We start from the raw sequence: 22,279 nt of genomic DNA, 5'->3' as shown, positions 1-22,279 counted from the left end.
CGCGCATGGATCTTGGAATAAAAGGAAGACGGGCGATCGTCTGTGCCTCGAGCAAGGGTCTCGGCAAGGCGTGCGCAGTCTCCCTGGCGCGTGAGGGCGTCGATCTCGTTATCCTGGCGCGCACCCGCGAGCCACTGGAAACCACTGCGAAGGAAATCCGCGACGCAAGCGGCGTGAACGTGACCGTCGTTGCGACAGACATCACGACACCCGAGGGACGTAAAGCCGCACTCGCTGCGTGTCCCGAACCCGACATCCTCATCAATAACGCGGGCGGGCCGCCTCCCGGCGATTTTCGCGAGTGGGATCGCGACACGTGGATTCGCGCCGTCGATGCGAATATGTTGACTCCGATCGAGCTCATCAAGGCCGTCGTCGACGGTATGATTGCTCGCAAATTCGGACGAATCGTCAACATCACGTCCAGTGCGGTGAAAGCACCGATCGACGTCTTAGGGCTTTCGAACGGAGCGCGTTCAGGGCTGACGGGGTTCGTCGCTGGGATCGCGCGCACGACCGTTAAGCACAACGTTACGATCAACAATCTGTTGCCCGGCTCGTTCGGAACGGATCGGTTGTTCTCGACGATCCGTGCGCAGGCTACGGCGCGCAACATTTCATTTGAAGACGCGTCGGCCGCTCGCGCGGCCACGATCCCGGCCGGCCGCTTTGGCCAGCCGCCGGAGTTCGGTGAGCTGTGTGCCTACATTTGCTCGGCGCAAGCCTCGTACATCACGGGCCAGAATCTCTTGATCGACGGAGGCGCCTACCCCGGGACGTTCTGATGGCTTCGGATTTCGCCACCCGCAACGATCTCGGGCTCAAACTCTGGAACGAAGGAAAACGCAAAGAAGCCTTTGCCATGTTCCTCGAAAACGTGGAGCGCTTCCCTACGAACGCGACGGCGCATTCGAACCTCGCGTTCGTCTTCTTGCGCGCCGGCGCACTCAACGAAGCCAAGAGCGAATACGAGAACGCGCTTCGGCTTGAAGCAACCCACGCCGACGCGAAGCGTGGCCTGGCGGCAGTTCTTGCGCAGCTCGGGAAAACGGGCGCTTCGGAGCTGCGCGAGATTGCCGGCACTGAAAATGCCATCACTGTTCTGCCATATCGCGGTTCACGCAAACCGATCTCAGTCGTGCTGTTGGTCTCGCTCGGCAGCGGGAACTTGCATCTCGAGAAGCTTCTCGACGATCGCATTTTTGCGACGACCAAGGTGGTCGTCGAGCTCTTCGCGGCCACGAATCAGTTGCCGCCCTTCGACATGATTTTCAATGCGATCGGCGATGCAGACAGCGGCGCCGAGGCGCTCATGATTGCGCAGCGCATCGTCGCCGGCAAACGCAAAGGCGCGGTCCTCAATCCGCCCGATCGTGTCTTGCATACGACGCGGGTCGAAAACGCCTCGCGCCTGCGAGCGATCCCCGGCGTCCTTACTCCGCGCACGCAGCTTTTTGAACGCGCGGCACTTGCCCGTGAGGATGGGGCACTGACGCTCGAGCGTCACGGCTTCGCGTTTCCTCTACTGCTGCGCTCGCCAGGGCAACACACCGGCCATAACTTCAATCTCATCGAACGTTCCGAAGATCTTGCCTTAGCGGTTGCGGCGCTCCCCGGCGACCAGCTCTACGCGATCGAGTATATCGATCTGCGCGGCCGCGACGGTAAAGTTCGCAAGTATCGCGTCATGTTCGTTGACGGACGACTCTACCCGCTGCACCTCGCTATCTCAAACGACTGGAAGGTCCACTACTTCTCGGCAGATATGGCGAACGTACCGGAGCATCGCGCCGAAGACGAACGCTTTCTTGCGGATATGCCGGACGCATTGGGGACGGAAGCGGTCGCAACGCTCGGCCACATCGCAAACGCTCTCGGCCTTGACTACGCGGGCATCGACTTTGCGCTCGGACCCGACGGACAAATCGTCATCTTCGAGACCAATGCAACGATGGTGATCGTCGAACCGGGTGAAGACGTTCGTTGGGATTATCGCAAAGCGCCGGTCCAGCACGTCATCGACGCCGTGCGAGCGATGCTGCTCGACCGCGCATCACTGTAATTACTGACAGGCGGCGCAGCGCCCGTAGAGCTCGACCGAATGATCGTCGAGCGCAAACGCCTGTCGTGCGAGCAGCAACTTCTTGAAGGCGTCGATGACGTGACAGTTCACTTCTTCGACGTGCCCACACCTGGTGCAGATCGCGTGATGGTGGTGCTCATCATTCGAGCAGAATAGGTAACCAAGCTCACCGCTCGGCGCCGGGCGGCTCGAGACCGCACCGAGCTTCGTCAGATGCGCGAGGGTCCGGTAGACCGTCGTGAGCGCCAGCTCGCGCTTGCGCTTGCGCAGAGATTTGAAGATCTCGGCTGCGGTGAGGTAACGCCGCTCTGCCTGCAGCAATCCAAGGATCGACCGGCGCGAGGAGGTCGAGTAGGTTGCTCGAGGCGGCGTCGGTTCGGTTATATTTTGCAAATTAGTGGCAATTTGCACATCTTAGAGCAAATATCCTCGGAAAAAGAGGGGTGGCGCTTGCTCGACATCAAGTTAAAACTTGCATATGACTTGCAAATTATGCAAATTGCACGTAGCCGCCATCGCCTTTATCTTTCACCTTGCGATGGCGCATCCGGCGCAAGCTGCCGGTTTTCTCACCGGAACAGTCACGCACGACGGCGCGCCGATAGCCGGCGTCAGCGTCAGCGCGGCAGGCGATAACGCCGTTCTGCAAACGACGACCGATGCGCATGGCCGCTTTTCGTTTCCCGGAGTTGGAGTAGGCACGTACATTCTGACCGCAACGACGAACGCGCTCCAGGCCGTCGCACGTGTCGACGTCGGCAGCAACGGAGCCAGCGCGCAGCTGGTCCTCCAGCCGCTCAAGACGATCGGGAGCGTCAGCGTTGCGCACGCACCCGTCATCGGTGGAAGCGGCGCGGATGTCTCGCTGGACTCGACCGACCTCACGCGCTCGCCGGCCGCGAACAGTCTTCCCGAGACATTGATCCAACTTCCGGGAACCGCACGCGGCGCGAATGGCGTCGTCCACATGAACGGCGACCACGGCGTAATCGACTACGTCGTTGACGGCGTTCCGCTGCCGCAAGCGCTCAACCGCGAGATCGGCACTGAGATCGATCCAAGCGACATCTCATTCCTCGACGTGATCGAGGGCGCATACCCCGCGCAATACGGTTTGCGTTTCGGCTCGGTCCTGAACATCGCGACGCGCTCCGGCTCCGGTGCGGCCGGCTTTGACGGAGATCTCGAATATGGCTCGTATAATGACTTCATTCAACAGCTTGGCTATCACGCATCGCTTGGCAACGGAGGAGGATATGACGTCGCGGTTCGCAACGAGCAGACCTCGCGCGCGCTCGATCCGCCCGACCTCTCGTCGCCGCACAATAACGGCAGCGATACCAATGAATTCGCGCGCCTAACGCTGGCGGCGAGCGGCGGCAACTTCACCGACATCAGCCTCATGCACAGTTTTCGTACGTTTCAGATTCCCAACGACGTCAACTTCGGCGAACCAGCGAACACCGATGACAATGAATCGCAGGACGACACGTTCCTGAACGTACGCTTCCGTCATCCGCTTGGCGATACCGGCGCTCTGACGCTCGGCCCCGCCGTAAAAGTCTCTCGCATTCGGGACTACGGAGACCCGGCGAACGACTGGGCCTACGGCGAAGCGCTCAATCTCATTTCTCCGCCGTTCGGTAACGGCGGGTCGCCTACCGATTGCGCGAACGCCGTGGGGACCGGCAGCTTTACGCCGACGACGTGCGGCTTCTCGCTGGCCGATGACAAGACGTCGATCGACTACATCTGGTCGACCGACTACGTGCAGCGCTTCGGGAAACACGAAATCCGCGCCGGCGTCGTCTACGACCTGACGAGCGTCGACAAGAACTACGCGGTCACGCTCGCGCCCGACAACTTTCTGGCGCCTATTCTAACACCGGCGACGCCCGGGGCTCCCACCACCGTCCGCGACGACAATCCCAACGTTGGTAACACGTATCAGTCGTACGTCCAGGATAGTTGGCGCTTCTCACGCGATTGGGAAGCTGACTATGGCTTGAGGTACGACTTCTTCAATATTCGGTCGAGCGATTTCGCGCAAGGGTTCGGAGCCTTCAGTCCGCGTTTCAAGCTCACGCGTTTTTTCGGAACGCGGACTTCGATCTATGCCTACATCGGGCGCTTCTTCGAGCCGTTCTCATTCGAAAACGTCGATCCAAAGGCGGCGGAGCTCTTGAATCTGCCACTTCAGCCGGCGGTCGCGCAGTTCGACCTGAAACCGGAACGTGACACGCAGGTCGAGGTTGGCGGACACGCACCCCTCGGCGTAGGCGATCTGGGTTTTCGTGCCTGGCAAAAGAACGCCAATGACCTCATCGACGACACGCAAGTCGGCGTGACGGGGCTGCATCAGGACATCAACTACACGCTCGGACGGCTCTCCGCGGAAACTCTCGACTATGTCTCCCCGCTTTCGCGCGACAGCCGCTGGTACACGAACGTCAACCATACGGACTCCGTGAACAAAGGCTGCGAGACGCAGCTACTTGCCCCGTGCTTTGGTTCACCGACGGATTTCACGCCGGCCGACCACGAACAACGCTGGTCGATGACCGGTGGCGTCTTGTTCAACGACTCGCGCGGCGGCTGGTGGTCCGGCGACGTCGAATACGGCAGCGGTCTTGCGTCCGCAATCTGCTCGCCGCCAACCGATGATTGCAAGGCAACGCCGCACACGATCCTTTCCGTCGAGAAGGGGATTGCGTTCGGCAAGAGCGGTGCGCTCACGCTCCGCATAGAGAACCTCCTGAACGACCGGTACTACGTCACATTGCTCAACGCGCAAGGCACGCACTATGCACCACCTCGCGAATTCTACGCAGGATACCGGTTCGGGCGATGATCAGCGTGCTCGCACTCGCCGTCAATATCGTCGCCGCAGAAAACTTCTACGGCGACGTCGCGCGTCAAATCGGGGGCGATCACGTCTCCGTAACGAGCATCCTCAACAACCCGGATCAGGATCCGCATCTGTTCGAAGCCAGTCCTTCGGTCGCACGTGCAATCTCGAGCGCACAAATCGTGGTGTCAAACGGGCTCGACTACGATCCGTGGGTCGACAAACTGCTGAGTGCTGCGCGGAACCCGCATCGCACGGCAATTATCGTCGGGAATCTCGTATTAAAGAAACCCGGTGACAACCCTCACGTCTGGTACGACCCGCAAACGATGCTGGCGTACGCGAAGGCACTGACCGGCGCGCTTGCACAGGTCGATCCGGCAAATGCCAAAGCATACGCGCTTCATTTGGGAACGTTCGAGCGTTCGCTCCGGCCGATCGAAACACGCATCGCCTCACTGCACAAACGATTCGCCGGTATGCCGGTTACCGCGACCGAACCCGTCTTCGGTTATATGCTCGACGCTTTGGGTCTGCAGATCCGCAACACGCGCTTCCAAACCGCCGTCATGAACAACACCGAACCCGGCGCCCTCGAGGTCGCACGGTTTGAAAACGATCTAAAAACGCACCAGGTGCGGATGCTGGTCTACAACAGCCAAGCCTCGGATCCGGTCGCACAGCGGATGCTCGATCTCGCAAAGGCGTCCGGTATCCCCGTCGTCGGAGCGACGGAAACCGAGCCGCCCGGAACGATGTATCAGGCCTGGATGTCGCGCGAACTCGATGCAGTCGAGAATGCCTTATGAACGCGATCGAGTTTCGCAATGTACAGTTGAGGCTCGGAAGCCGCACGGTCCTCGAAAACGTCAACATCGCGATCGGGCCAAACGAATTCGTCGGACTTCTCGGACCGAATGGCTCCGGTAAGACAACGCTGATCCGCTCGATCTTGGGTCTGGTCCCGCCGTCTCGCGGAACGATCGCCGTTCTCGGTGAGCCCGCGACCCGCGGCAACGTGAACGTCGGATACATGCCGCAAGTCCATCGTACGTTTGCGGGAACACGTTTACGCGGTTGGGATTTCGTCGCTAGCGCCGTGAACGGTGGACATCTTGGTTTGCCGGTCCTCAGTAACGACGACCGCCTCGAGATCGACCGCGTCCTCGATCTCGTCTCAGCCCGCGCCCTTGCAAAGCGCCCACTTTTCGAGATCTCCGGCGGCGAACGTCAACGTTTGCTACTCGCACAGGCGCTCATCGGGCAGCCGCGGTTACTGTTACTCGACGAGCCGCTGGTTAGTCTCGATCCGCGTCATCAGGACGACGTCGTGCAACTCGTCAAGGCGCTGCAGGCGCAGCTCGAGATCACGGTCCTGTTCAGTGCGCACGAACTAAATCCGTTGATCGGCACGATGAACCGCGTTCTCTATCTCGGCGGAGGCCACGCTGAGCTGGGAACCGTCGACGAAGTGATCACGACTCCCGTTCTCTCGCGCCTCTACGGATCAGAGATCGATGTCGTTCGCGTCGACGGCCGCGTGTTCGTGATGTCGGGCGGACACCACCTCGAAGAACACCACACCGGACCGCATTCGCATCCGCATGCTTGAGTACGATTTCATGCGGCATGCCTTTGCGGCCGCAACGATCGTCGCGCTGGTCGCCGGCACCGTCGGCTACTTTCTCGTGCTGCGCGGACAAACGTTCGCGGGCCATGCGCTCTCGCACGTCGGCTTCACGGGCGCGACGGGTGCTGTCCTTATCGGCATTCCACCACTCTGGGGACTCGTGCTCGTGACGATGCTGGCCGGCATCGGGATGGGGCTCCTCGGCGAGCGGATCGCGCAGCGCGACGTCGCGATCGGGATGGTGCTCGCATTCGCGCTCGGGCTCGGCCTCTTGTTCTTGAGCTTCTTCACCGCGTACGCGACGCAAGCCACGACGCTGCTTTTTGGAAACGTGCTGGCCGTCGACGTTCGAACCGTCTGGACGCTGCTGGCCCTCGGCCTCGTGAGTCTCGCCGTCATGGCGATCATCGCGCGCCCGCTGTTGTTCGCGAGCTTGCAACCGGATCTCGCCGAGGCCAAGGGGGTCTCGCTGCGTCTCTACGGCGTGATGTTTCTCGCCGTCGTTGCGCTCACGACCGCGGAATCCGCGCAGATCGTCGGCGTCTTGCTCGTGTTCGCGTTGATGGTCGGCCCGGCAGCGGCCGCGCAGCGCTTCACGACGTCCGTTACTTCGGGTGTTCTTCTTTCCGCGCTACTCGCGCTTGCCGAGGCCTGGCTGGGCATCACGCTCGCGTACTACACTGATTGGCCAAGCAGTTTCTGGATCGTCTCGCTCAGCGTCGCCGTATATCTCTTATCGCTTGCCAAGCGCGATTACGGGCGCAGTTTTCGATAATCTTCTTCGGTATCGATATCGGCGTACGCACCCTCGTCGTTGATCTCGACGGGATGGCGCGTGAGCATTTCGTGATCGCGAACCATGTGAATGGTATCGCCGTCGCGCAGCCCGATGATCAACGCGCGCGCAAACGGTGAGAAGACTACCGGATGACCGGGCGTCCCGCTACGCACCGGATAGGTGACGTCATTCTCGCCGAGCTCGCCGATCATTCGTTCCAGCAGCCCGGCATTGACCAGGGGTTTGTCTCCAAGCAGCACCGCAATCGGATGATCCGCCGTCACCACGGCGTTCGCAAGACGCAGCGAATGCGCCATCCCACGCTCGGGCTCGTTGTTGACCAAGACCTGCATGTTGGATGGCAAGACATCGAGCTTGACGGCCGGCGACGCGACGACGACCGTCGGAAAGCCGGCGCACGCATCGAGCACTGCATCCAAAATCGTCCCGCTCCCAAACGATTTCGAGAGTTTCTCACCGCCCATCCGCGTGCCGAGCCCGGCCGCGAGGACGACGCAAGTTGCGTCCCGCATAATCTCTCTCAATATGACTTCCCCGCTCGCTCCTCCCTCGGTCGAATCGACCGACACCACCTATTGGTACGATGGACGCCTCGTCCAGCAACGCGAGATCGTCATCGACCCGTACGCGCACGCACTGCACTACGGCAGCGGCGTCTTCGAAGGCATTCGGTCTTACGAGACGGCGAACGGTTCGGGAATCTTTCGTCTGCGCGAACACGTCGAGCGTCTTTTCACCTCCGCAGCCGAATACGGATTGAAGATGACGCAATCGGTCGACGACATCTGCCGGGCAATCGTCGAGACCGTTCGCGCCAGCGGCCACAAGGCAACGTACATTCGCCCGCTTGTATTTTTCGGCGAAGGGAAATTTGCGCTCGCACCGCTGTTTCAAAACAACGCCGTGCACGTCATGATCGCGGTGCGCGGCTTTTCGGGAACGATAGCACCGGGCGGCGAAGCCGGATGCCGGCTCACGATTTCGCCCGTGATGAAAACACCGTCAAAGGCGATGTCGTCGACCGCCAAGGGCAGCGGTCACTACATGAACTCGATTCGCGCGCTGCACGATGCCATGCAGCGCGGCTTCGACGAAGCGCTTCTGCTCAACGATCGCGGCAACATCGCCGAAGGAACCGGCGAGAACATCTTCTTGATCAAAGACGGCAAGCTACGCACCAACCCGACCAGCGAAGACATCCTCGACGGCATCACGCGCCGCAGCGCAATGACGCTCGCACAGGATGCAGCTCTTACCATCGACATCGGCCCGATCAGCAAAGAGCAGCTCTTTGCCGCCGACGAAGTCTTCCTGACCGGAACCGCCGCAGAGCTCGTCGCAGTTGCCTGCGTCGACGATCACGTCTATTCGCGCGCCCATCCGGTCACCGAAAAGCTACACGCGGCCTACCGTCGAGCGACCAAAGGCGAAGATTCAAAGCATAAAGACTGGATCACGCCCGTTTAAACGTCTCCATCGCCGCCGGCAAGGGCTTTACGGCGCTGTTTGTTCTCATACATTCGAGCGTCCGAGAACTCCAGCAGCGCTTGCGCGCTGAAACCGTCGCGTGGGAAGATCGCGTGCCCGATGCTGATTCCTACCGGCATCGTGCTGCCTTCAATAATAATCGGGTCGTCGAGCGTAGCGCGCAGCGTCTCTTCGACCCGAACGGCAACGCCTTCGTCCGCCCCTTCGATCAAGACGGCGAACTCGTCGCCTCCCAAACGGCAGATGACGTCATCCGCACGCAGCACACGCAGCAATCGCTGCGCAACCGCGTGTAGGACCTCGTCGCCGTAATGGTGACCAAAGTGATCGTTTACGCCCTTGAAGCCATCGAGATCGCAAAACAGTAACGCGAAGCCGCCGTCCGCTGCCACAGCCTGTTTCACGGCGGAATTGAGAAGCTCCGAAAAACGTGCGCGATTGAGAAGTCCCGTCAACACGTCGAAATGCGCCAGCGATTCCATCTTCCGAAGCTTGCGCCTGATACGCCGCTGCAGCCGTTCGAGAATCCGAATCCGATCGGCGACACTGAACGAGAGCACAAGCGCCTGAACGACGGTTCCGAGCTCTCCGCCGTTCTCCGCAAGGAACCAAAACGCGTTCAGCGGAGGGTGCGAGTTATCGTAAATGATGCTTGGAACCACCCCGGCGGCCAGCGGGATGAATGCCAGAACGAAAAACCGAGCGGGAGTGTATCCGGCGCGCCAGCGCGCGATCGCGACGTAAACGAAGAAGCCGATTCCCAGGAGCTGGAGGAGCTCGACGAGCGGTGCGATGGCGTTTCCGCCCGGAACGATCAGCTCAGCTGTCTGAAATGCCGCCAATATCCAGAAATATGCGACCAGCAAACGATCGAGTCGCGGCGCTTCGATCTTCGTGTGTAGGAACGTACGCTCGAACATTATCAGCGCGCCGACGGCGCAAAGCCGGAATGCAAACTCGAGCAGCCTCGTCGAAAGGCCGAGGTCCGTCCAGAAAAATCGGTCGATAACGTCCGAGGTCGAGAATTCGACCATCAAGACGGAAGCTATGAAACAAACGAACCAAAACGCATTCTTGTCGCGCGTGGTCACGAATACAAAGATGTTCAGAATGCCGATCGCAACGAGAACGCCGACGAAGAAGCCTTCGATCGAGTGGATCGCCTCCATGTATCGTGTCTGGGCGTCATCCGAAATGATCCTGATTGCGAGCGGACGATCCGGAAAGTAGACAAGATTGATCAGCAGAGGTGCACCGTCGAAATCGCGATCGCGAATACGAAAGGCAGGATAGTCCGCATCGACAGGTCTCCGATCGAAACGAACGTACATGCCGGTCTGTTCGGGCGCTGCATCCTCACGATATAGTGTCGCCGATTCCATCCATCGCGGCAGAACGATGAGCCAGCGTCGACGATCCTGACGCTCGTCCGTGCTCACTGCAAAGCGCAGCCAAAGGTGAACCGGCCAGCCCCTCGGCTTGAATTTACGATAGGGAAGAAACGTGACGCGGCCAGCCTTGACGTCCGCATAGGAAGCATTGCCGTCCGCGGCTTGAGCAGTTTGCAGTATGCTGACTTGTTGAATGCCGGCGTCGAGCCCAATCGACGGCCATGCCGAGAATATGCTAAATAGCCACACGAATGAAGCGAGCAGAAGCACGCCCATAGCTTACCATAAGCCGCAACGCTGATCGGGTGGCTTCATCATGGCGTCCGTGGCCTTGCATCCGAAGGCTTGCGCGAATTCCGGCATGTTCTCGAGAGTGCCGTTAACGCGAAAGAAATCCGGTGGATGCGGATCGGTGAGCGCGCGGTTGCGCGCAGCTTCCGGCCGTGTCTGACCCGCCCAGACGTGGGCGAACCCAAGAAAAAATCGTTGCTCCGGGGTAAATCCCTCGATCGTTACGCGCGGCTCCGACGCCATGGCACGTTCGAAGGCACGGTACGCAATCGTCAAGCCCCCGAGATCTGCGATCGCTTCGCCCTCGACGAGTTGTCCGTTGAGCCGGAGATCGTCGACCGAAAAGCTTGAGTACTCGTCGACGAAACACTGCGCACGGATCGTAAAACCAGCCGCGTCTTCGGGCGTCCACGAATCTCGTAGATTCCCGCGATCGTCGTAACGTCGCCCCTCGTCGTCAAATCCGTGGGTGAGCTCATGGCCGATTATCGCACCGGCACTGCCGTAGTTCATCGCATCATCTGCGTCCGATCGGAAATCGAAGAGCGGCGGCTGTAAGACGCCGGCCGGCAAAACGATCTCGTTGCGTTGCGGCGAGTAGTAGGCATTGACCGTTTGCGGCGTCATCCCAAAGTCGCCGCGATCGACGGGCTTACCGATCTTCGCAAGATCCAGCATCGTGTCGAACATATCCGCATGCTCGATATCGTCGATCAGCCAGCCGGGATCGATACGCACTCCCGAATAACTGCGCCAGTGATCGGGATAGCCGATTTTGCGGTTCATGGCTGCGAGCTTAGCGAGCGCGGCGTGCCGTGTGGCTTCACCCATCCAGGGAAGCGTCGTGATGTCGTCACGCAGCGCCGCGACGAGGTTTGCGACCATCTTCTCGGCACGCGCTTTGGCCTGTGGCGGAAACGCATATGTCACCCAAGCGCGGCCAAGCGCATCGCCCAGTTCGGCATCGATCAAATTGACGCAACGATTCCAGCGGTACGGCGCCTGCTTGCTTCCCGTCAAGTCCGATGCAAAAGCGAAATCCTCGTCAACGAAACGCTTTGAGAGCCAGGGCGCATACGAGGTCAGAACGCGCCAGCGCAAATACGTTTTGAGATTCTCGATCGGCGTCGACGCGAGCTGCGCATCGAGCGCTCGAAGATAGACGACCTGCGAGAGATTCAGATCGTCGAACGACGGGAAGCCGCGCGCGGCAAAGTAGTGATTCCAGTCGATGTGCGGGGCATCGCGCTCGAGCTCGGCCCGGGTTACCAAATGATAGGTCTTGTTTGGGTCGCGCCGCTCGACGTTCGTCAACTGTGTCTCCGCCATCGCCGTTTCGATCGCGAGCACGCTTTGCGCTTCCGCCGCAGCACGTGCACGATCGTCACCAATGAGCACGAACATCGCCGCAACGTGCTGCGTGAACTCCGTGCGCAGGGCGACGGATTTCGCATCGTCGCGCGTGTAGTAGTCGCGGTCGGGGAGAGAGAGACCGTCCGGCAGGACGGTCGCAATCTCACGGGTGCTATTCTTTGCGTCGATCGCGGAGGTCGCTTCAAAGAATGATTCGATCTCGCGCCGGTGCATCTCGATGATAGCCTCGGTGAGCGACGGCAAGTCGTTTGCGGCCGCGATCCGCGCGAAAAGTGGTGTAAGCGGACCGCTGCCGGCACGTTCGACTGCATCGACGTTCATGCAGGCGCTATAAAAATCGCCGATTCGTTGCCGGTCTCCAAACGCCATTGGGTCGTGAGCGGCCTCTTCGAGAACCTCACGCGCGATCGAGAAATTGTGGTTCGCCAGGTCGTCGAATGCTGTGACGGTAGAACTGTTGTTCGGAATCGGATGGTGCGCAATCCAGCCGCCGTTCGCAAACTGAAAGAAGTTGCGGCATGCGGGACACGTGCGGTCCAGGTTCGCAGTATTGAGCACCGACGCAAACAGTCGGGCCGGAATACAGAGCGCGATCAATGCGATGATCGCCAAGCCGCGTACGAACCTCAAGAAGACAAGGGTTCGTTCGAATTAGCGCGAGGCGCCTTCTCCGATCACCACATGCCAAGGATGAACGCTCCAGCTCTTCACGAGGCCGCTCGTTACGTACGGATCGGCCTCGGCGAACGCCCGGACCTCATCCGCCGAGTTGGCTCGAAACAGGAGCGCCGCGCCGCTCGGCGGATCGCCGTAAGCTCCCGCCAGTAAGAGCTCGCCTCGCTTGTGCGCATCATCGACTAACCCCAAATGTTTGGGCCGGTACGGTTCGCGCTTCTCGGCAAATTTGTCGACGACTTCGTAAAACAGCAGAAAATACTTCATGAGATGAAGACGGGGCGCGTCGCGCCCCGTTTCTTTCTACTTGATCTCGACTTTCGCGCCGACTTCCTCGAGCTTGGCCTTGATCTTCTCGGCTTCGTCCATCGGAATGCCGGTCTTGATCGGCTTGGGCGCGCTCTCAACGAATGCTTTCGCCTCCGTGAGGCCGAGGCTCGTGACTTCGCGAACCGCTTTGATGACCTTGATCTTCTCGGCGCCGACTTCGGTCAGCACTGCATCGAACTCGGTCTTCGCTTCCGGCGCCGCTGCTGCGACCCCGCCTGCTGCTGCGACGACGGCAACTGGTGCGGCTGCGCTCACGCCATACTTCTCTTCGAGTTGCTTCACGAGATCCGCAAGCTCGAGAACGGTGAGACTATCGATTGAATTGATGATTTCGGCTACTGCCATGATGATACTCCTTGTGAACTAGGCCGCTGCGGATTTTTTCTCGCGAATTGCGTTGAGAACACGAACGAGACCGCTTTGATTGCCTGAGAGAACGGTAACGAGGCCACGCATTGGGCTCGCGAGAGAACCGACCAGCCTTGCAAGCAGCTCGGTTTTCGACGGTAACGATGCGAGCGTTGCGACTTGCTTCGCGTCGACAATTTGACCGTCAATGTACGCTACCTTGACCGTGACGGGTTTGGTCGCGTCGGAAAATGCCTTGAGTGCTTTCGCGGGCGCGACCGGATCGGGTCCGCCGAAAACGATCGCCGTCGGGCCCGCAAGAAATGCGTCAAGTTTTGCTGCAAGCTCATCGCCTGCGGCGCGCTTGAAGAGTGTGTTCTTGACGACGGCATACGTCGTACCGTCTTTACGCAGCTCGCCGCGAAGTTTTGTGATCTCTTCGACGGTCAGCCCGACAAAGTCGGTAAGAAACAGATTCTGCGCACTCGCGATTCGCTTACGAAGCTCTTCGATTGTCGCATCTTTTTTTGCGGTCGGCATATGTTGGTCGCTTCCTGAAAAGAAAAACGCCTCCGCAAACTCTGCGAGGCGTACATGGTGTCACCCTGAGCGTAGGCGCGCGGGGCGCGCCGAAGTCGAAGGGCAGCGACGATGCATCCTCGGTAGGCGTGAATTAAGGGAGTTGCCTCCCACCTACGGTCATTGGAGCCTCGCGAATCATATAAGGAAGCCGGGTCCCGCGTCAAGAGAAGCCCGCTGCCGTGGTTGACAGTTGGCTTTGGGTTTGCTATTTTACCGAATAGTTATTTAACTTATAGGTGAAGTACCGTGACGTCCACCCAACTCGACTCGACCTTCGCGGCCTTGGCCGACCCGACGCGGCGCGCGATCCTCGCGCGGCTGACCAGGGGCCAAGCCTCGGTGACCGAGCTGGCGACCCCCTTCAAGCTCAGTATGCCGGCGATCACCAAGCATCTGAAAGTGCTCGAGCGCGCGGGACTGATCTCGCGCGGACGTCAGGCGCAATGGCGACCGTGTCGGCTCGAAGCCAAGCCCATGCGCGAGGCCGCGGACTGGATCGAACACTACCGCCGCTTCTTCGATGAGAGCTTCGAGCGCCTCGATGATTACCTCCGTGAAATTCAACGTAAGGAGAAACCATGATGACCGCCGTCAACGAGATCGCGATGTCGCGCGAATTCGACGCGCCGCGTGAGCTCGTTTACAAGATGTGGACCAATCCCGATCACGTTGCGTGGTGGTTCGGTCCCAAAGGCTTCACGATGACGATCGAATCGATGGACGTCCATCCCGGCGGCTCGTGGAAATTTGTAATGCACGGGCCGGACGGAAGCAACTACGACAATCACATCGTCTACAGCGTCGTCGAACCGCCTTCGCGCTTGTGCTACTCACACATGGCGCCAAAATTCGACGTCGAGATCATGTTCGAAGACGTCAATGGAAAGACGCGCCTCACCAGTCGCATGATCTTCGACACTGTTGAGACTCGCAATCGAATCGCCGAGGAACACGGCGCAATCCGGGGTTTGGAAGAGACGCTCGCGCGACTCGCAGAATTCGCCGGATACACGGCAGCGGCGGCAGCCGCCAGCGGACCACATATGGTCGCGACTCGCGTCTTCGATGCACCACGAGAGCTTGTGTTCAAAGCCAATACCGATCCGGAAATGATGATGCGCTGGTGGGGACCACACCACACAAAGAATCTCTCGGTCGACATCGACTTACGCGTTGGCGGTGAGTGGCACGTCAAGCAAGAGGCGTTCGGTGAGATCCACGATTTCGGCGGGAAATATCTCGAGATCGATCCGCCCTCGCGGCTCGTTATGACGTTCGTATGGGGCGGCGCGCCCGAAGATACCGTCACCTCGTATAACTCCTACGAAGACGCAGGCGGCAAGACCCGTTTAACGAGCCGCATCGTTTTCAGCTCGCTCGCGATGCGCGACCGGATGATCTCGCAAGGGATGTGCGGCGGCATGATGCAGAGCAACGAACGACTCGACATGCTTCTGGAAAAGGTGCAATAATGCACGTCGTCTTCCTCGTCGCCCGGATTCTACTCGGGCTCATCTTCTTCGTCTTTGGATTGAACGGGTTCTTGTTCTTCATGCCGGCCCCGCCGCTGAGCGGCAACATCGGGAACATGATGTCAGCCATGTTTCACTCACACTACCTCTACCTAACGGCGGGCGCGCAGGTCGTTGCTGGAGCCCTGCTCCTTATTAACCGCTACGTACGATTCGCGCTCGTCGTCCTGGCTGCGGTTCTCGCAAACATCTTGACGCTGCATATCACGATGTACCCTGCGGGATTGCCGATGGCGATCATCGTGACGATCCTGTGGTTCGTCGTCGAGTGGCCGCAGCGGGCCGCGTTTGCGGAGCTCTTCGCAGCCTAACTTAGGACGCCGGCGCCGAGGCCGGCGTCAGATTCTTCTCCGTCGCGAGCAGCATCGCGACGATGGCGACAACGCCGAAGAGAATCGCAGCAAAGACGATCGCGTCGTAGAGCCCGATTCGGTCCGCGACGATTCCGACCGCCAGCGCCGGTATGCTAAACCCGGTATAGGTGACGACCAGAAACGCTGAAAGCAGCTCGGCGCGATGCTCCGGTTCAGCTATGCGGTTCACGAGGTTGAGCCCCGCCATGTACGAGAATCCGTTTCCGGCTCCGACAACGACGAACGCCAAGAGAATGAGCGGATAGAGATGATACGGCACGGCGATCAGCAGCAGCCAAAGCCCCACTCCCAGCGCAAGCATTCCAGAAATGATCATCACCCTGATTCGTAAGCTACCGCCGATCAGCGAAGCTGCGACGAGTCCCCCTTGCACGAGTGTCACGACGCATGCGCCGACGAGCAGGCTGTGCAAGTCGAGCGACCGCACCAAGAACGACGGAATCAACGACACAAAGATTGCGATCGTTGCCCAACCGATGAACGCTTGCATGGCCGCGAGATAAAAAGGACGCCGGATCGACGCACGGATCGACGGCAAGCCGTGATGACCTGCGGAAGCAAGATGCGGACAACTCGGAACAGCTGCGACCATCGCCGCAACGAACCCAACCAATACGATGTGAACTACGTACGGCAGCACGGTGGGATATGGTGCGTATTGTCCGAGTACTCCGCTAAGAATTGCGCAGACCGACGCACCGACGCCCGTACCGATCAACACCACCTCGCCGGCGAGCCGCTGCATTCCCGGTTCCATCCATTCACGAACCGCCGCCGCGCCGGTGCCGACCCCGATTCCGAGGGCAACGCCTTGCAAGACGCGCCCCGCGATCAGCCACCATAAGCCGCCGGCCAGGGCGAGAACGAGCGAACCCATCGCCGCGAAGGCGAGCGCAAAAAGCATCGTTTTGCGACGGCCAATCTCATCGGAGATCCCACCTAGAAAAAGCATCGACGGGATGAGCGACGCCGCTAATGCCGCAAACACGAGCGTGATATCCGCCGGCGAGAGTCCCCACTCGCGGCGATAGAGCTCGTAGAGCGGCGTCGGTACGTATGCGCCGCCCAAAACGACTCCGATCGTCGCCGCCGCGATGGGGTATTTCCCCGCGGCCGGATTCGTGCTAGAAGACACCTATGAAAGCATACATCATTGCGGACATCGAGATCAAAAACGAGGCGGAATACGTCAAGTATCGTGACGCCGTGCCGGCGCTCGTCAAGAAATACGGCGGCCAGTACATCGTGCGCGGCGGAAATCCGCAGAACCTCGAAGGCTCTTGGAGCCCGAAACGTGTCGTCATTCTCGAATTTCCGGACATGGAAACGCTGCAGAGATTCTATGGTTCCGTCGACTACGCACCGCTCATCAAGCAGCGTCAGGCGGGATCGGATGGCTCGATAATCTGCTTGCAAGGCGTGTAGCACAATGAGAGCTCAGCCGAGTTCTGGGCTACCTCAGTTTGAGCAGCACGCCCTCGTGTTCGAGCAACCATTTCTTGCGGGGAATTCCGCTGCCGTAACCCGTCAGCGATCCGTCCGCCCCGATGACGCGGTGACACGGAACGATAACACCGATCGGATTCGACCCGTTTGCCGAACCAACGGCACGCATCAACTCGGGGCGTCCCAGCTGCGTCGCCAGATCCCCATAGCTAATCGTCGTCCCAACCGGAATCCGGCGTAGCGCGTCCCACACTTTCTTTTGAAAGGACGTCCCCGGCATCTCCACCGGGATTGCATCGATTGCGTGTAAATCGCCCTCGAAATATGCCTCGACCTTAGACCGTACTCCGGTCGGGCGCACGGCCGGCTCGAGTTCGATCGCGTGTGGACGATAGTAGCCCTGCAGCAAGCGCTGCAGACGATCTTCATGATCTTCCCAGTCGACAGCGCGTGCGTTACCGTCCGCGTCGGTCACGAGCATCATCATGCCGACCGGCGTCGGGATGCGTTCGACCACAAAATCTAGAGCGTCCATCATGTTGTGAAGACACGCCGCGGGCCCGAGCCGATGCATCAGCGCACGACGATGTTGTCGATGATACGCGTCGCGCCCAGCTGCATGCTGCCGATCGCGACGCAAGGCGTCTTCAGGCAATCGAGCGCGCGAAACGTCGAGGGGTCGACGACGTCGAGATAAGCTTCTGCCGCAGGCGCCGCAATTCGGCTCCGCGCTGCAGCCAGAACGCGCTCGCGTGACGTCTCACCGCTGCGTACCGCAGCTTCGATTGACGAAAGCGCGGCGTAGAGTGACGGCGCTGCGGCTCGCTGCTCCGGCGTGAGATAAACATTGCGGCTCGAAAGCGCCAAGCCGTCCGGCTCGCGGACCGTGGGACAAATGACCATCCGGATCGGCATATCGAAATCGCGCAACATTGCGGACACGACGGCGCACTGCTGCGCATCTTTCTGTCCGAAGTAGACGACATCGGGACCGATTGCATCAAACAGTTTGAGAACCACGGTTGCGACGCCGCGAAAATGCCCCGGCCGTAGCGCGCCCTCGTAGCGGCTTGCGACGTCACCGACGTCGACGTGCGTATCGAATCCCGCCGGATACATGACGTCGACCGCGGGCGCGTAAATGAAACCAACGCCGCGCGCGTCGAGCTGCGCGCAGTCGCTCTCGAAAGCACGCGGGTATCGTTCGAAATCTTCGCTCGGCCCGAATTGAAGCGGATTGACGAAGATCGAAGCGACAATCGTCGCGCAATCGGCGCGAGCCCGATCGACGAGCGAGAGATGGCCGGCGTGAATCGCGCCCATCGTCGGGACGAGTCCCAACGGGCGGGGCAAAGACGCCAGGCGGGCACGCCCTTCGGCGAGGGTCCGTAAGACCTCAGGCATGCCGACAGCATAAGGGTAGTTGACGACGGTATGCAATTTCGTGTAAGGTGGGCCACACGATGCTCTCACAGGCCATGATGTCCAGCTGTATGTCGATGTGCTGCACCAGTAGGTGCCGGTGAGGTTCGTGTTGCTCTAAGCGTCCCCGCAGACGCAAATATGCAAGCCGCCTCATCGGGCGGCTTTTTTAATGCCCTTCCCATCTCACAAGGAGGCATTGTGTCCACCCCATTCACCCGTCGAAATTTCATTGCTACCAGCGCCGCAGCCATCGGAGCACTCTCTTTACGTGGCGTCGCGAATTCCGCTCCGTCACGCATCGGCGTCGACTACGCATACTACAATCCGCCCAGCCTGATCCTCAAAGAAAACGGCTGGCTTGAATCGGCCCTTGCCGCCAAAGGGGTGGGAGTCGATTGGGTCCTCTCGCTCGGATCCAACAAAGCCAATCAATATCTGACCTCCGGCACGGTCGCATTCGGCTCGACGGCCGGCAGCGCCGCGTTGCTCGCACGAGCCAACGGCTCGCCGATCAAAACCGTTTTCCTCTACTCGCAACCCGAGTGGACGGCGATCGTCGTCGGCAAAGACGCAAAGTTCAAGTCGGTCGCGGAGCTCAAAGGCAAAACAATCGCGGCGACGCGCGGCACCGATCCGTGGTTCTTCTTGCTCCGCTCGCTGCATGACGCCGGCCTTGCACCGACGGACGTTCAAATCGTCGATCTGCAACATCCTGATGGACGCATTGCGCTCGAGCGTGGACAAGTCGACGCCTGGGCGGGACTCGATCCGCATATGGCGGCTTCGCAGCTGCAAGCCGGGTCGCGATTGCTGTATCGCAATCTCGCCTATAACACGTACGGTGCGCTCAATGCACCCGAAGATTTCTTGCGTCAAAACGCCGACATCGTAACGATCGTTCTCGAACAGTACGACCGTGCGCGCCGCTTCGCGCTTGCGAACCAAGCGCAAACCGCTGCCATCGTCGCGAAAGCGTCCTCGGTTCCGCTCGATGTCGCAACTTTGATGCTACGCGAACGAACGAAGTATCCCGATCCCATACCGGGTCCGACCTACGCGCGCGCCGTCGGCGGCTGCGAGCCGATCATTCGCAGCGACAAGATGGTCGCGGGTGACGTCGATCTCGACAAAGCGCTGAGCGGCCTCGTCGAACCCTCCGCCGCGCGTCTGGCACTGCATCATGCGTAGGCTGGGTCTCGGACTGCTCGTTCCACTGGCACTGCTGGCATTCTGGTGGTCGATCACGACGCTCGGAATCGTCAAAACCTACCAGCTGGCGTCGCCGGTTCAAGTCGCGCGCGAACTGATCGCACTCGCACAAGACGGCACTCTAGCCGGTGATCTTTGGGCCAGCATCGTGCGCGTCGTGGCAGGATTCGCGATTGGTTGCCTGCTCGCGTGTTTGATCGGCATTCTTGTCGGCCTGTCGCGGACGGCCGAACGGATCATCGATCCGACCTTGCAAGCAATTCGTGCGGTACCCTCGCTCGCGTGGGTGCCGCTTATTCTTCTCTGGCTCGGGATCGGTGAGACGGCAAAGATCACGCTGGTCGCGATCGGGGCCTTCTTTCCCGTCTACATCAATTTCGTGGCCGGAATCCACAACGTCGATCGCAAGCTGATCGAAGTCGCCGACGTTTTCGGCTTGAGTCGCTTCGAGCGTGCGCGACGTATCGTCTTCCCCGCAGCCTCACCCGGTTTGCTCGTCGGCATGCGGATCGGATTCACCCAAGCCTGGCTCTTTCTCGTCGCGGCAGAGTTGATCGCATCGACGAAAGGTCTCGGCTATCTGCTGATGCAGGGTCAGCAAATCACGCGTCCCGATCAGATTCTGGTCGCGATTTTGCTCTTGGCGCTCTGCGGAAAGCTTACCGAGAGCGGCATGCGTGCGATCGAGCACCGTTCGCTGCGCTGGACCGACACGCTGGGGACGGCGGCATGAAAGCGATCGAGGTTCGTGGCCTTTCAAAAGCATTCGGCGATCACACGATTTTTTCGAAGCTCAGCCTGCACATCGATCGTGGCGAGTTGGTCGCACTGCTCGGCCCGAGCGGTTGCGGAAAGACGACGGTCTTGCGTTGCCTTGCCGGTTTGGAAAAGCCCGACGCCGGCTGGTTCAACGTCAATGGCGAGAGCGGGATCGTCTTTCAAGAGCCGCGCCTACTCGGGTGGCAAGACGTGCGCGGCAACGTCGCGTTTGCTGCGCGGACGCCACAGGAACATGCTCGCGTCGACGAGCTGATCGAAGACGTGGGTCTGACCCAGGCCGCTAGGAAGCTCCCAAAAGAGCTTTCGGGTGGCATGGCGCAGCGAACCGCGCTCGCACGCTCGCTCGTTCGCAATCCGCAGATTCTTCTGTTGGACGAGCCGTTTGCTGCGGTCGACGCGCTACGTCGCTACGAGCTCCAGCGTCAGTTACGCGCGATCGTCGAGGCGCGCGGCCTCTCGGCGCTCATCGTCACGCACGATGTCGACGAAGCGATTTTTCTTGCGGATCGCGTTCTCGTGTTGGGCGGCGAACCCGCATCGATTGTGGCTGAGTTGCACGACGCCCAGCGCGATCAAGTTTTGGCTGCGCTCGGCGCACCGCTTACGGCTACGCCGGAAGCTCCTCGTGGTCGACGAGCTTTGAGCGAATATCATTGATCTCGGGGAGAACGCGCTCGAACGTTTTGACGAGCTGCGGATCGAAGTGCGTGCCGCTCGACTGGTGAATGTGGATGATCGCTTGCTCGACCGGCCACGCCGGCTTGTACGGACGCACGGACGTAAGTGCATCAAAGACGTCGCTGAGCGCACAGATGCGCCCAGAAATCGGGATGTCGTCGCCGGCGACTCCGTTCGGATAACCACTACCGTCCCACTTTTCGTGGTGAGTTAGGGCAATCTCGGCGCCCTTTTGCAGAAGAATGGACGCGCTGTCTTTCAATATCTCGTAGCCCGCGGTCGTATGCTGCTTCATGATCGTCCATTCGTCCGGCGTGAGCTTTCCGGGCTTCAACAAAATGGCGTCGGGAGTCGCCACCTTGCCGATGTCGTGCATCGGCGCCGCAAGCAGCAACAGGTCGGCCTCTTCTTCGCCGAGTCCAACCGCGCGACCGATCACCTGCGCAAATCGCCCCATTCGTACGATGTGCATGCCCGTCTCGTTGTCGCGAAATTCTGCCGCACGCGAGAGACGGTTGATCGTCTCGCGCTCGCGCAGCGCAATCTCGCGTGTCGCTGCCCGAACTTCAGCCGCGAGATGCTCGGCACGATTCGTTAGCTCTTTGCGACGCTGACGCAACTCGAGCAGATTGCGCACCCGTGAGGAAAATTCGATCGGATCGGCAGGCTTGTTCAAGAAATCATTCGCGCCGAATTCGATCGCTTTGCGTCGAATCTCCGCATCCTGTTCGCCCGTGAGCATGATGATCGGGATGTCCCGGAAGTTCGGGATCAAGCGAAAATGCTTGATGAGCTCGATCCCATCCATCTCCGGCATGCGGAAATCGGTGATGAGGAGATCGGGCTCGTGATTTGACGCGTATTCGAGAGCCTCGGTGGCCTTCGAAAAGGTCATGACTTCGACTCCGGCTATCGACCGCAGGATCTTCTCGTAGACCCGGAGGTTGACGGTCGCGTCATCAACGGCAAAGACATGCATAAGGTCTCTCCTTAAGA

At 59.9% G+C, this 22,279-nt stretch carries 25 protein-coding genes; 14 read left to right on the top strand and 11 right to left on the bottom strand.

All coding sequences use genetic code 11. The features are described from left to right. Positions 1–5: 5 nt before the first annotated feature. Both VGG22_16305 and VGG22_16300 read left to right on the top strand, forming a co-directional pair. Positions 6–785, top strand: coding sequence for an SDR family oxidoreductase (locus VGG22_16305; protein HEY1729933.1), 780 nt, complete (start codon positions 6–8; stop codon positions 783–785). Continuing rightward, positions 785–2,062, top strand: a complete 1,278-nt coding sequence (locus VGG22_16300; protein HEY1729932.1) for a hypothetical protein — start codon at positions 785–787, stop codon at positions 2,060–2,062. The genes VGG22_16305 and VGG22_16300 overlap by 1 nt, the downstream gene beginning before the upstream one ends. Here the strand turns inward: VGG22_16300 and VGG22_16295 are convergent, their stop codons facing one another. Next, on the bottom strand, positions 2,063–2,476 hold the full coding sequence (locus VGG22_16295; protein HEY1729931.1) for a transcriptional repressor: 414 nt from the start codon (positions 2,474–2,476) through the stop codon (positions 2,063–2,065). Positions 2,477–2,582: 106 nt separating this feature from the next. Between VGG22_16295 and VGG22_16290 the strand changes: the two genes are divergently transcribed. The 4 genes from VGG22_16290 to VGG22_16275 are packed head-to-tail and all read left to right on the top strand — an operon-like array spanning position 2,583 to position 7,336. Then, a complete protein-coding gene (locus VGG22_16290; protein HEY1729930.1) occupies positions 2,583–4,934 on the top strand; it encodes a TonB-dependent receptor in 2,352 nt (783 codons plus the stop codon). Then, positions 4,931–5,740, top strand: coding sequence for a zinc ABC transporter substrate-binding protein (locus VGG22_16285; GenBank protein ID HEY1729929.1), 810 nt, complete (start codon positions 4,931–4,933; stop codon positions 5,738–5,740). The genes VGG22_16290 and VGG22_16285 overlap by 4 nt, the downstream gene beginning before the upstream one ends. Further along, positions 5,737–6,543 carry an ATP-binding cassette domain-containing protein gene (locus tag VGG22_16280; protein HEY1729928.1) on the top strand — a complete coding sequence of 269 codons (807 nt, stop codon included), beginning with the start codon at positions 5,737–5,739 and terminating at the stop codon, positions 6,541–6,543. Before VGG22_16285 ends, VGG22_16280 begins: the two co-directional genes overlap by 4 nt. Continuing rightward, entirely contained in the window at positions 6,536–7,336 is an 801-nt protein-coding gene (locus VGG22_16275; GenBank protein ID HEY1729927.1) for a metal ABC transporter permease, read from the top strand. The genes VGG22_16280 and VGG22_16275 overlap by 8 nt, the downstream gene beginning before the upstream one ends. Here the strand turns inward: VGG22_16275 and VGG22_16270 are convergent. Further along, on the bottom strand, positions 7,315–7,872 hold the full coding sequence (locus tag VGG22_16270; GenBank protein ID HEY1729926.1) for an NTP transferase domain-containing protein: 558 nt from the start codon (positions 7,870–7,872) through the stop codon (positions 7,315–7,317). The genes VGG22_16275 and VGG22_16270 overlap by 22 nt on opposite strands. A 13-nt stretch (positions 7,873–7,885) precedes the next feature. Between VGG22_16270 and VGG22_16265 the strand changes: the two genes are divergently transcribed. Next, the gene (locus tag VGG22_16265; protein ID HEY1729925.1) at positions 7,886–8,827 is read left to right on the top strand and encodes a branched-chain amino acid transaminase; all 942 of its coding nucleotides are present in this window, start codon (positions 7,886–7,888) and stop codon (positions 8,825–8,827) included. Here VGG22_16265 and VGG22_16260 read toward each other — a convergent pair. The 5 genes from VGG22_16260 to rplJ are packed head-to-tail and all read right to left on the bottom strand — an operon-like array spanning position 8,824 to position 13,797. After that, positions 8,824–10,509 carry a diguanylate cyclase gene (locus VGG22_16260; protein HEY1729924.1) on the bottom strand — a complete coding sequence of 562 codons (1,686 nt, stop codon included), beginning with the start codon at positions 10,507–10,509 and terminating at the stop codon, positions 8,824–8,826. The two genes, VGG22_16265 and VGG22_16260, sit on opposite strands and share 4 nt — an antisense overlap. Before the next feature lie 9 nt (positions 10,510–10,518). Beyond that, entirely contained in the window at positions 10,519–12,534 is a 2,016-nt protein-coding gene (locus VGG22_16255) for a M13 family metallopeptidase (GenBank protein HEY1729923.1), read from the bottom strand. A 21-nt stretch (positions 12,535–12,555) separates the two neighbouring features. Next, positions 12,556–12,846 (bottom strand): YciI-like protein, encoded by a 291-nt coding sequence (locus tag VGG22_16250; protein ID HEY1729922.1) that lies wholly within the window; start codon positions 12,844–12,846, stop codon positions 12,556–12,558. 36 nt (positions 12,847–12,882) lie between these two features. Next, complete coding sequence (gene rplL, locus VGG22_16245) at positions 12,883–13,254, bottom strand: 50S ribosomal protein L7/L12 (protein HEY1729921.1); 372 nt, start codon at positions 13,252–13,254, stop codon at positions 12,883–12,885. Between the two features lie 18 nt (positions 13,255–13,272). Beyond that, positions 13,273–13,797, bottom strand: coding sequence for a 50S ribosomal protein L10 (gene rplJ, locus VGG22_16240; GenBank protein ID HEY1729920.1), 525 nt, complete (start codon positions 13,795–13,797; stop codon positions 13,273–13,275). A 288-nt stretch (positions 13,798–14,085) separates the two neighbouring features. Between rplJ and VGG22_16235 the strand changes: the two genes are divergently transcribed. The 3 genes from VGG22_16235 to VGG22_16225 are packed head-to-tail and all read left to right on the top strand — an operon-like array spanning position 14,086 to position 15,682. Next, positions 14,086–14,421, top strand: coding sequence for a metalloregulator ArsR/SmtB family transcription factor (locus tag VGG22_16235; GenBank protein ID HEY1729919.1), 336 nt, complete (start codon positions 14,086–14,088; stop codon positions 14,419–14,421). Next, positions 14,418–15,311: an SRPBCC domain-containing protein gene (locus tag VGG22_16230; protein ID HEY1729918.1), complete on the top strand. Its 894-nt coding sequence runs from the start codon at positions 14,418–14,420 to the stop codon at positions 15,309–15,311. Before VGG22_16235 ends, VGG22_16230 begins: the two co-directional genes overlap by 4 nt. Beyond that, entirely contained in the window at positions 15,311–15,682 is a 372-nt protein-coding gene (locus tag VGG22_16225; GenBank protein HEY1729917.1) for a hypothetical protein, read from the top strand. Before VGG22_16230 ends, VGG22_16225 begins: the two co-directional genes overlap by 1 nt. A 1-nt stretch (position 15,683) precedes the next feature. Here the strand turns inward: VGG22_16225 and VGG22_16220 are convergent, their stop codons facing one another. Continuing rightward, positions 15,684–16,880, bottom strand: a complete 1,197-nt coding sequence (locus VGG22_16220; protein ID HEY1729916.1) for an MFS transporter — start codon at positions 16,878–16,880, stop codon at positions 15,684–15,686. A gap of 2 nt (positions 16,881–16,882) precedes the next feature. On the opposite strand from VGG22_16220, the gene VGG22_16215 reads away from it, so the two are divergent. Further along, a complete protein-coding gene (locus tag VGG22_16215) occupies positions 16,883–17,170 on the top strand; it encodes a DUF1330 domain-containing protein (protein ID HEY1729915.1) in 288 nt (95 codons plus the stop codon). A gap of 28 nt (positions 17,171–17,198) precedes the next feature. On the opposite strand, the gene ogt is transcribed toward VGG22_16215, so the two are convergent. Then, a complete protein-coding gene (ogt, locus tag VGG22_16210; GenBank protein ID HEY1729914.1) occupies positions 17,199–17,729 on the bottom strand; it encodes a methylated-DNA--[protein]-cysteine S-methyltransferase in 531 nt (176 codons plus the stop codon). 35 nt (positions 17,730–17,764) lie between these two features. Beyond that, the gene (panC, locus tag VGG22_16205; protein HEY1729913.1) at positions 17,765–18,595 is read right to left on the bottom strand and encodes a pantoate--beta-alanine ligase; all 831 of its coding nucleotides are present in this window, start codon (positions 18,593–18,595) and stop codon (positions 17,765–17,767) included. Between the two features lie 219 nt (positions 18,596–18,814). Between panC and VGG22_16200 the strand changes: the two genes are divergently transcribed. The 3 genes from VGG22_16200 to VGG22_16190 are packed head-to-tail and all read left to right on the top strand — an operon-like array spanning position 18,815 to position 21,262. Then, the gene (locus VGG22_16200) at positions 18,815–19,804 is read left to right on the top strand and encodes an aliphatic sulfonate ABC transporter substrate-binding protein (protein HEY1729912.1); all 990 of its coding nucleotides are present in this window, start codon (positions 18,815–18,817) and stop codon (positions 19,802–19,804) included. Then, positions 19,797–20,558, top strand: coding sequence for an ABC transporter permease (locus tag VGG22_16195; protein ID HEY1729911.1), 762 nt, complete (start codon positions 19,797–19,799; stop codon positions 20,556–20,558). Before VGG22_16200 ends, VGG22_16195 begins: the two co-directional genes overlap by 8 nt. Beyond that, entirely contained in the window at positions 20,555–21,262 is a 708-nt protein-coding gene (locus VGG22_16190) for an ATP-binding cassette domain-containing protein (GenBank protein HEY1729910.1), read from the top strand. Before VGG22_16195 ends, VGG22_16190 begins: the two co-directional genes overlap by 4 nt. Here VGG22_16190 and VGG22_16185 read toward each other — a convergent pair. Beyond that, positions 21,213–22,262, bottom strand: coding sequence for an HD domain-containing phosphohydrolase (locus VGG22_16185; protein HEY1729909.1), 1,050 nt, complete (start codon positions 22,260–22,262; stop codon positions 21,213–21,215). The genes VGG22_16190 and VGG22_16185 overlap by 50 nt on opposite strands. Positions 22,263–22,279 lie beyond the last annotated feature (17 nt).

It is taken from the genome of Candidatus Baltobacteraceae bacterium (genome assembly GCA_036489885.1).
Taxonomy (GTDB): Bacteria; Vulcanimicrobiota; Vulcanimicrobiia; order Vulcanimicrobiales; family Vulcanimicrobiaceae; genus JAFAMS01.
This window is presented reverse-complemented; position numbering and strand designations above follow the sequence as displayed.

Coding starts and splice junctions, on each gene's coding strand:
- VGG22_16270 (HEY1729926.1), bottom strand. CDS start 7,872: ATGCGGGACGCAACTTGCGTCGTCCTCGCGGCCGGGCTCGGCACGCGG.
- VGG22_16265 (HEY1729925.1), top strand. CDS start 7,886: ATGACTTCCCCGCTCGCTCCTCCCTCGGTCGAATCGACCGACACCACC.
- VGG22_16285 (HEY1729929.1), top strand. CDS start 4,931: ATGATCAGCGTGCTCGCACTCGCCGTCAATATCGTCGCCGCAGAAAAC.
- ogt (HEY1729914.1), bottom strand. CDS start 17,729: ATGATGGACGCTCTAGATTTTGTGGTCGAACGCATCCCGACGCCGGTC.
- panC (HEY1729913.1), bottom strand. CDS start 18,595: ATGCCTGAGGTCTTACGGACCCTCGCCGAAGGGCGTGCCCGCCTGGCG.
- VGG22_16250 (HEY1729922.1), bottom strand. CDS start 12,846: ATGAAGTATTTTCTGCTGTTTTACGAAGTCGTCGACAAATTTGCCGAG.
- VGG22_16275 (HEY1729927.1), top strand. CDS start 6,536: ATGCTTGAGTACGATTTCATGCGGCATGCCTTTGCGGCCGCAACGATC.
- VGG22_16215 (HEY1729915.1), top strand. CDS start 16,883: ATGAAAGCATACATCATTGCGGACATCGAGATCAAAAACGAGGCGGAA.
- VGG22_16195 (HEY1729911.1), top strand. CDS start 19,797: ATGCGTAGGCTGGGTCTCGGACTGCTCGTTCCACTGGCACTGCTGGCA.
- VGG22_16230 (HEY1729918.1), top strand. CDS start 14,418: ATGATGACCGCCGTCAACGAGATCGCGATGTCGCGCGAATTCGACGCG.
- VGG22_16185 (HEY1729909.1), bottom strand. CDS start 22,262: ATGCATGTCTTTGCCGTTGATGACGCGACCGTCAACCTCCGGGTCTAC.
- VGG22_16225 (HEY1729917.1), top strand. CDS start 15,311: ATGCACGTCGTCTTCCTCGTCGCCCGGATTCTACTCGGGCTCATCTTC.
- VGG22_16305 (HEY1729933.1), top strand. CDS start 6: ATGGATCTTGGAATAAAAGGAAGACGGGCGATCGTCTGTGCCTCGAGC.
- VGG22_16300 (HEY1729932.1), top strand. CDS start 785: ATGGCTTCGGATTTCGCCACCCGCAACGATCTCGGGCTCAAACTCTGG.
- VGG22_16190 (HEY1729910.1), top strand. CDS start 20,555: ATGAAAGCGATCGAGGTTCGTGGCCTTTCAAAAGCATTCGGCGATCAC.
- rplL (HEY1729921.1), bottom strand. CDS start 13,254: ATGGCAGTAGCCGAAATCATCAATTCAATCGATAGTCTCACCGTTCTC.
- VGG22_16280 (HEY1729928.1), top strand. CDS start 5,737: ATGAACGCGATCGAGTTTCGCAATGTACAGTTGAGGCTCGGAAGCCGC.
- rplJ (HEY1729920.1), bottom strand. CDS start 13,797: ATGCCGACCGCAAAAAAAGATGCGACAATCGAAGAGCTTCGTAAGCGA.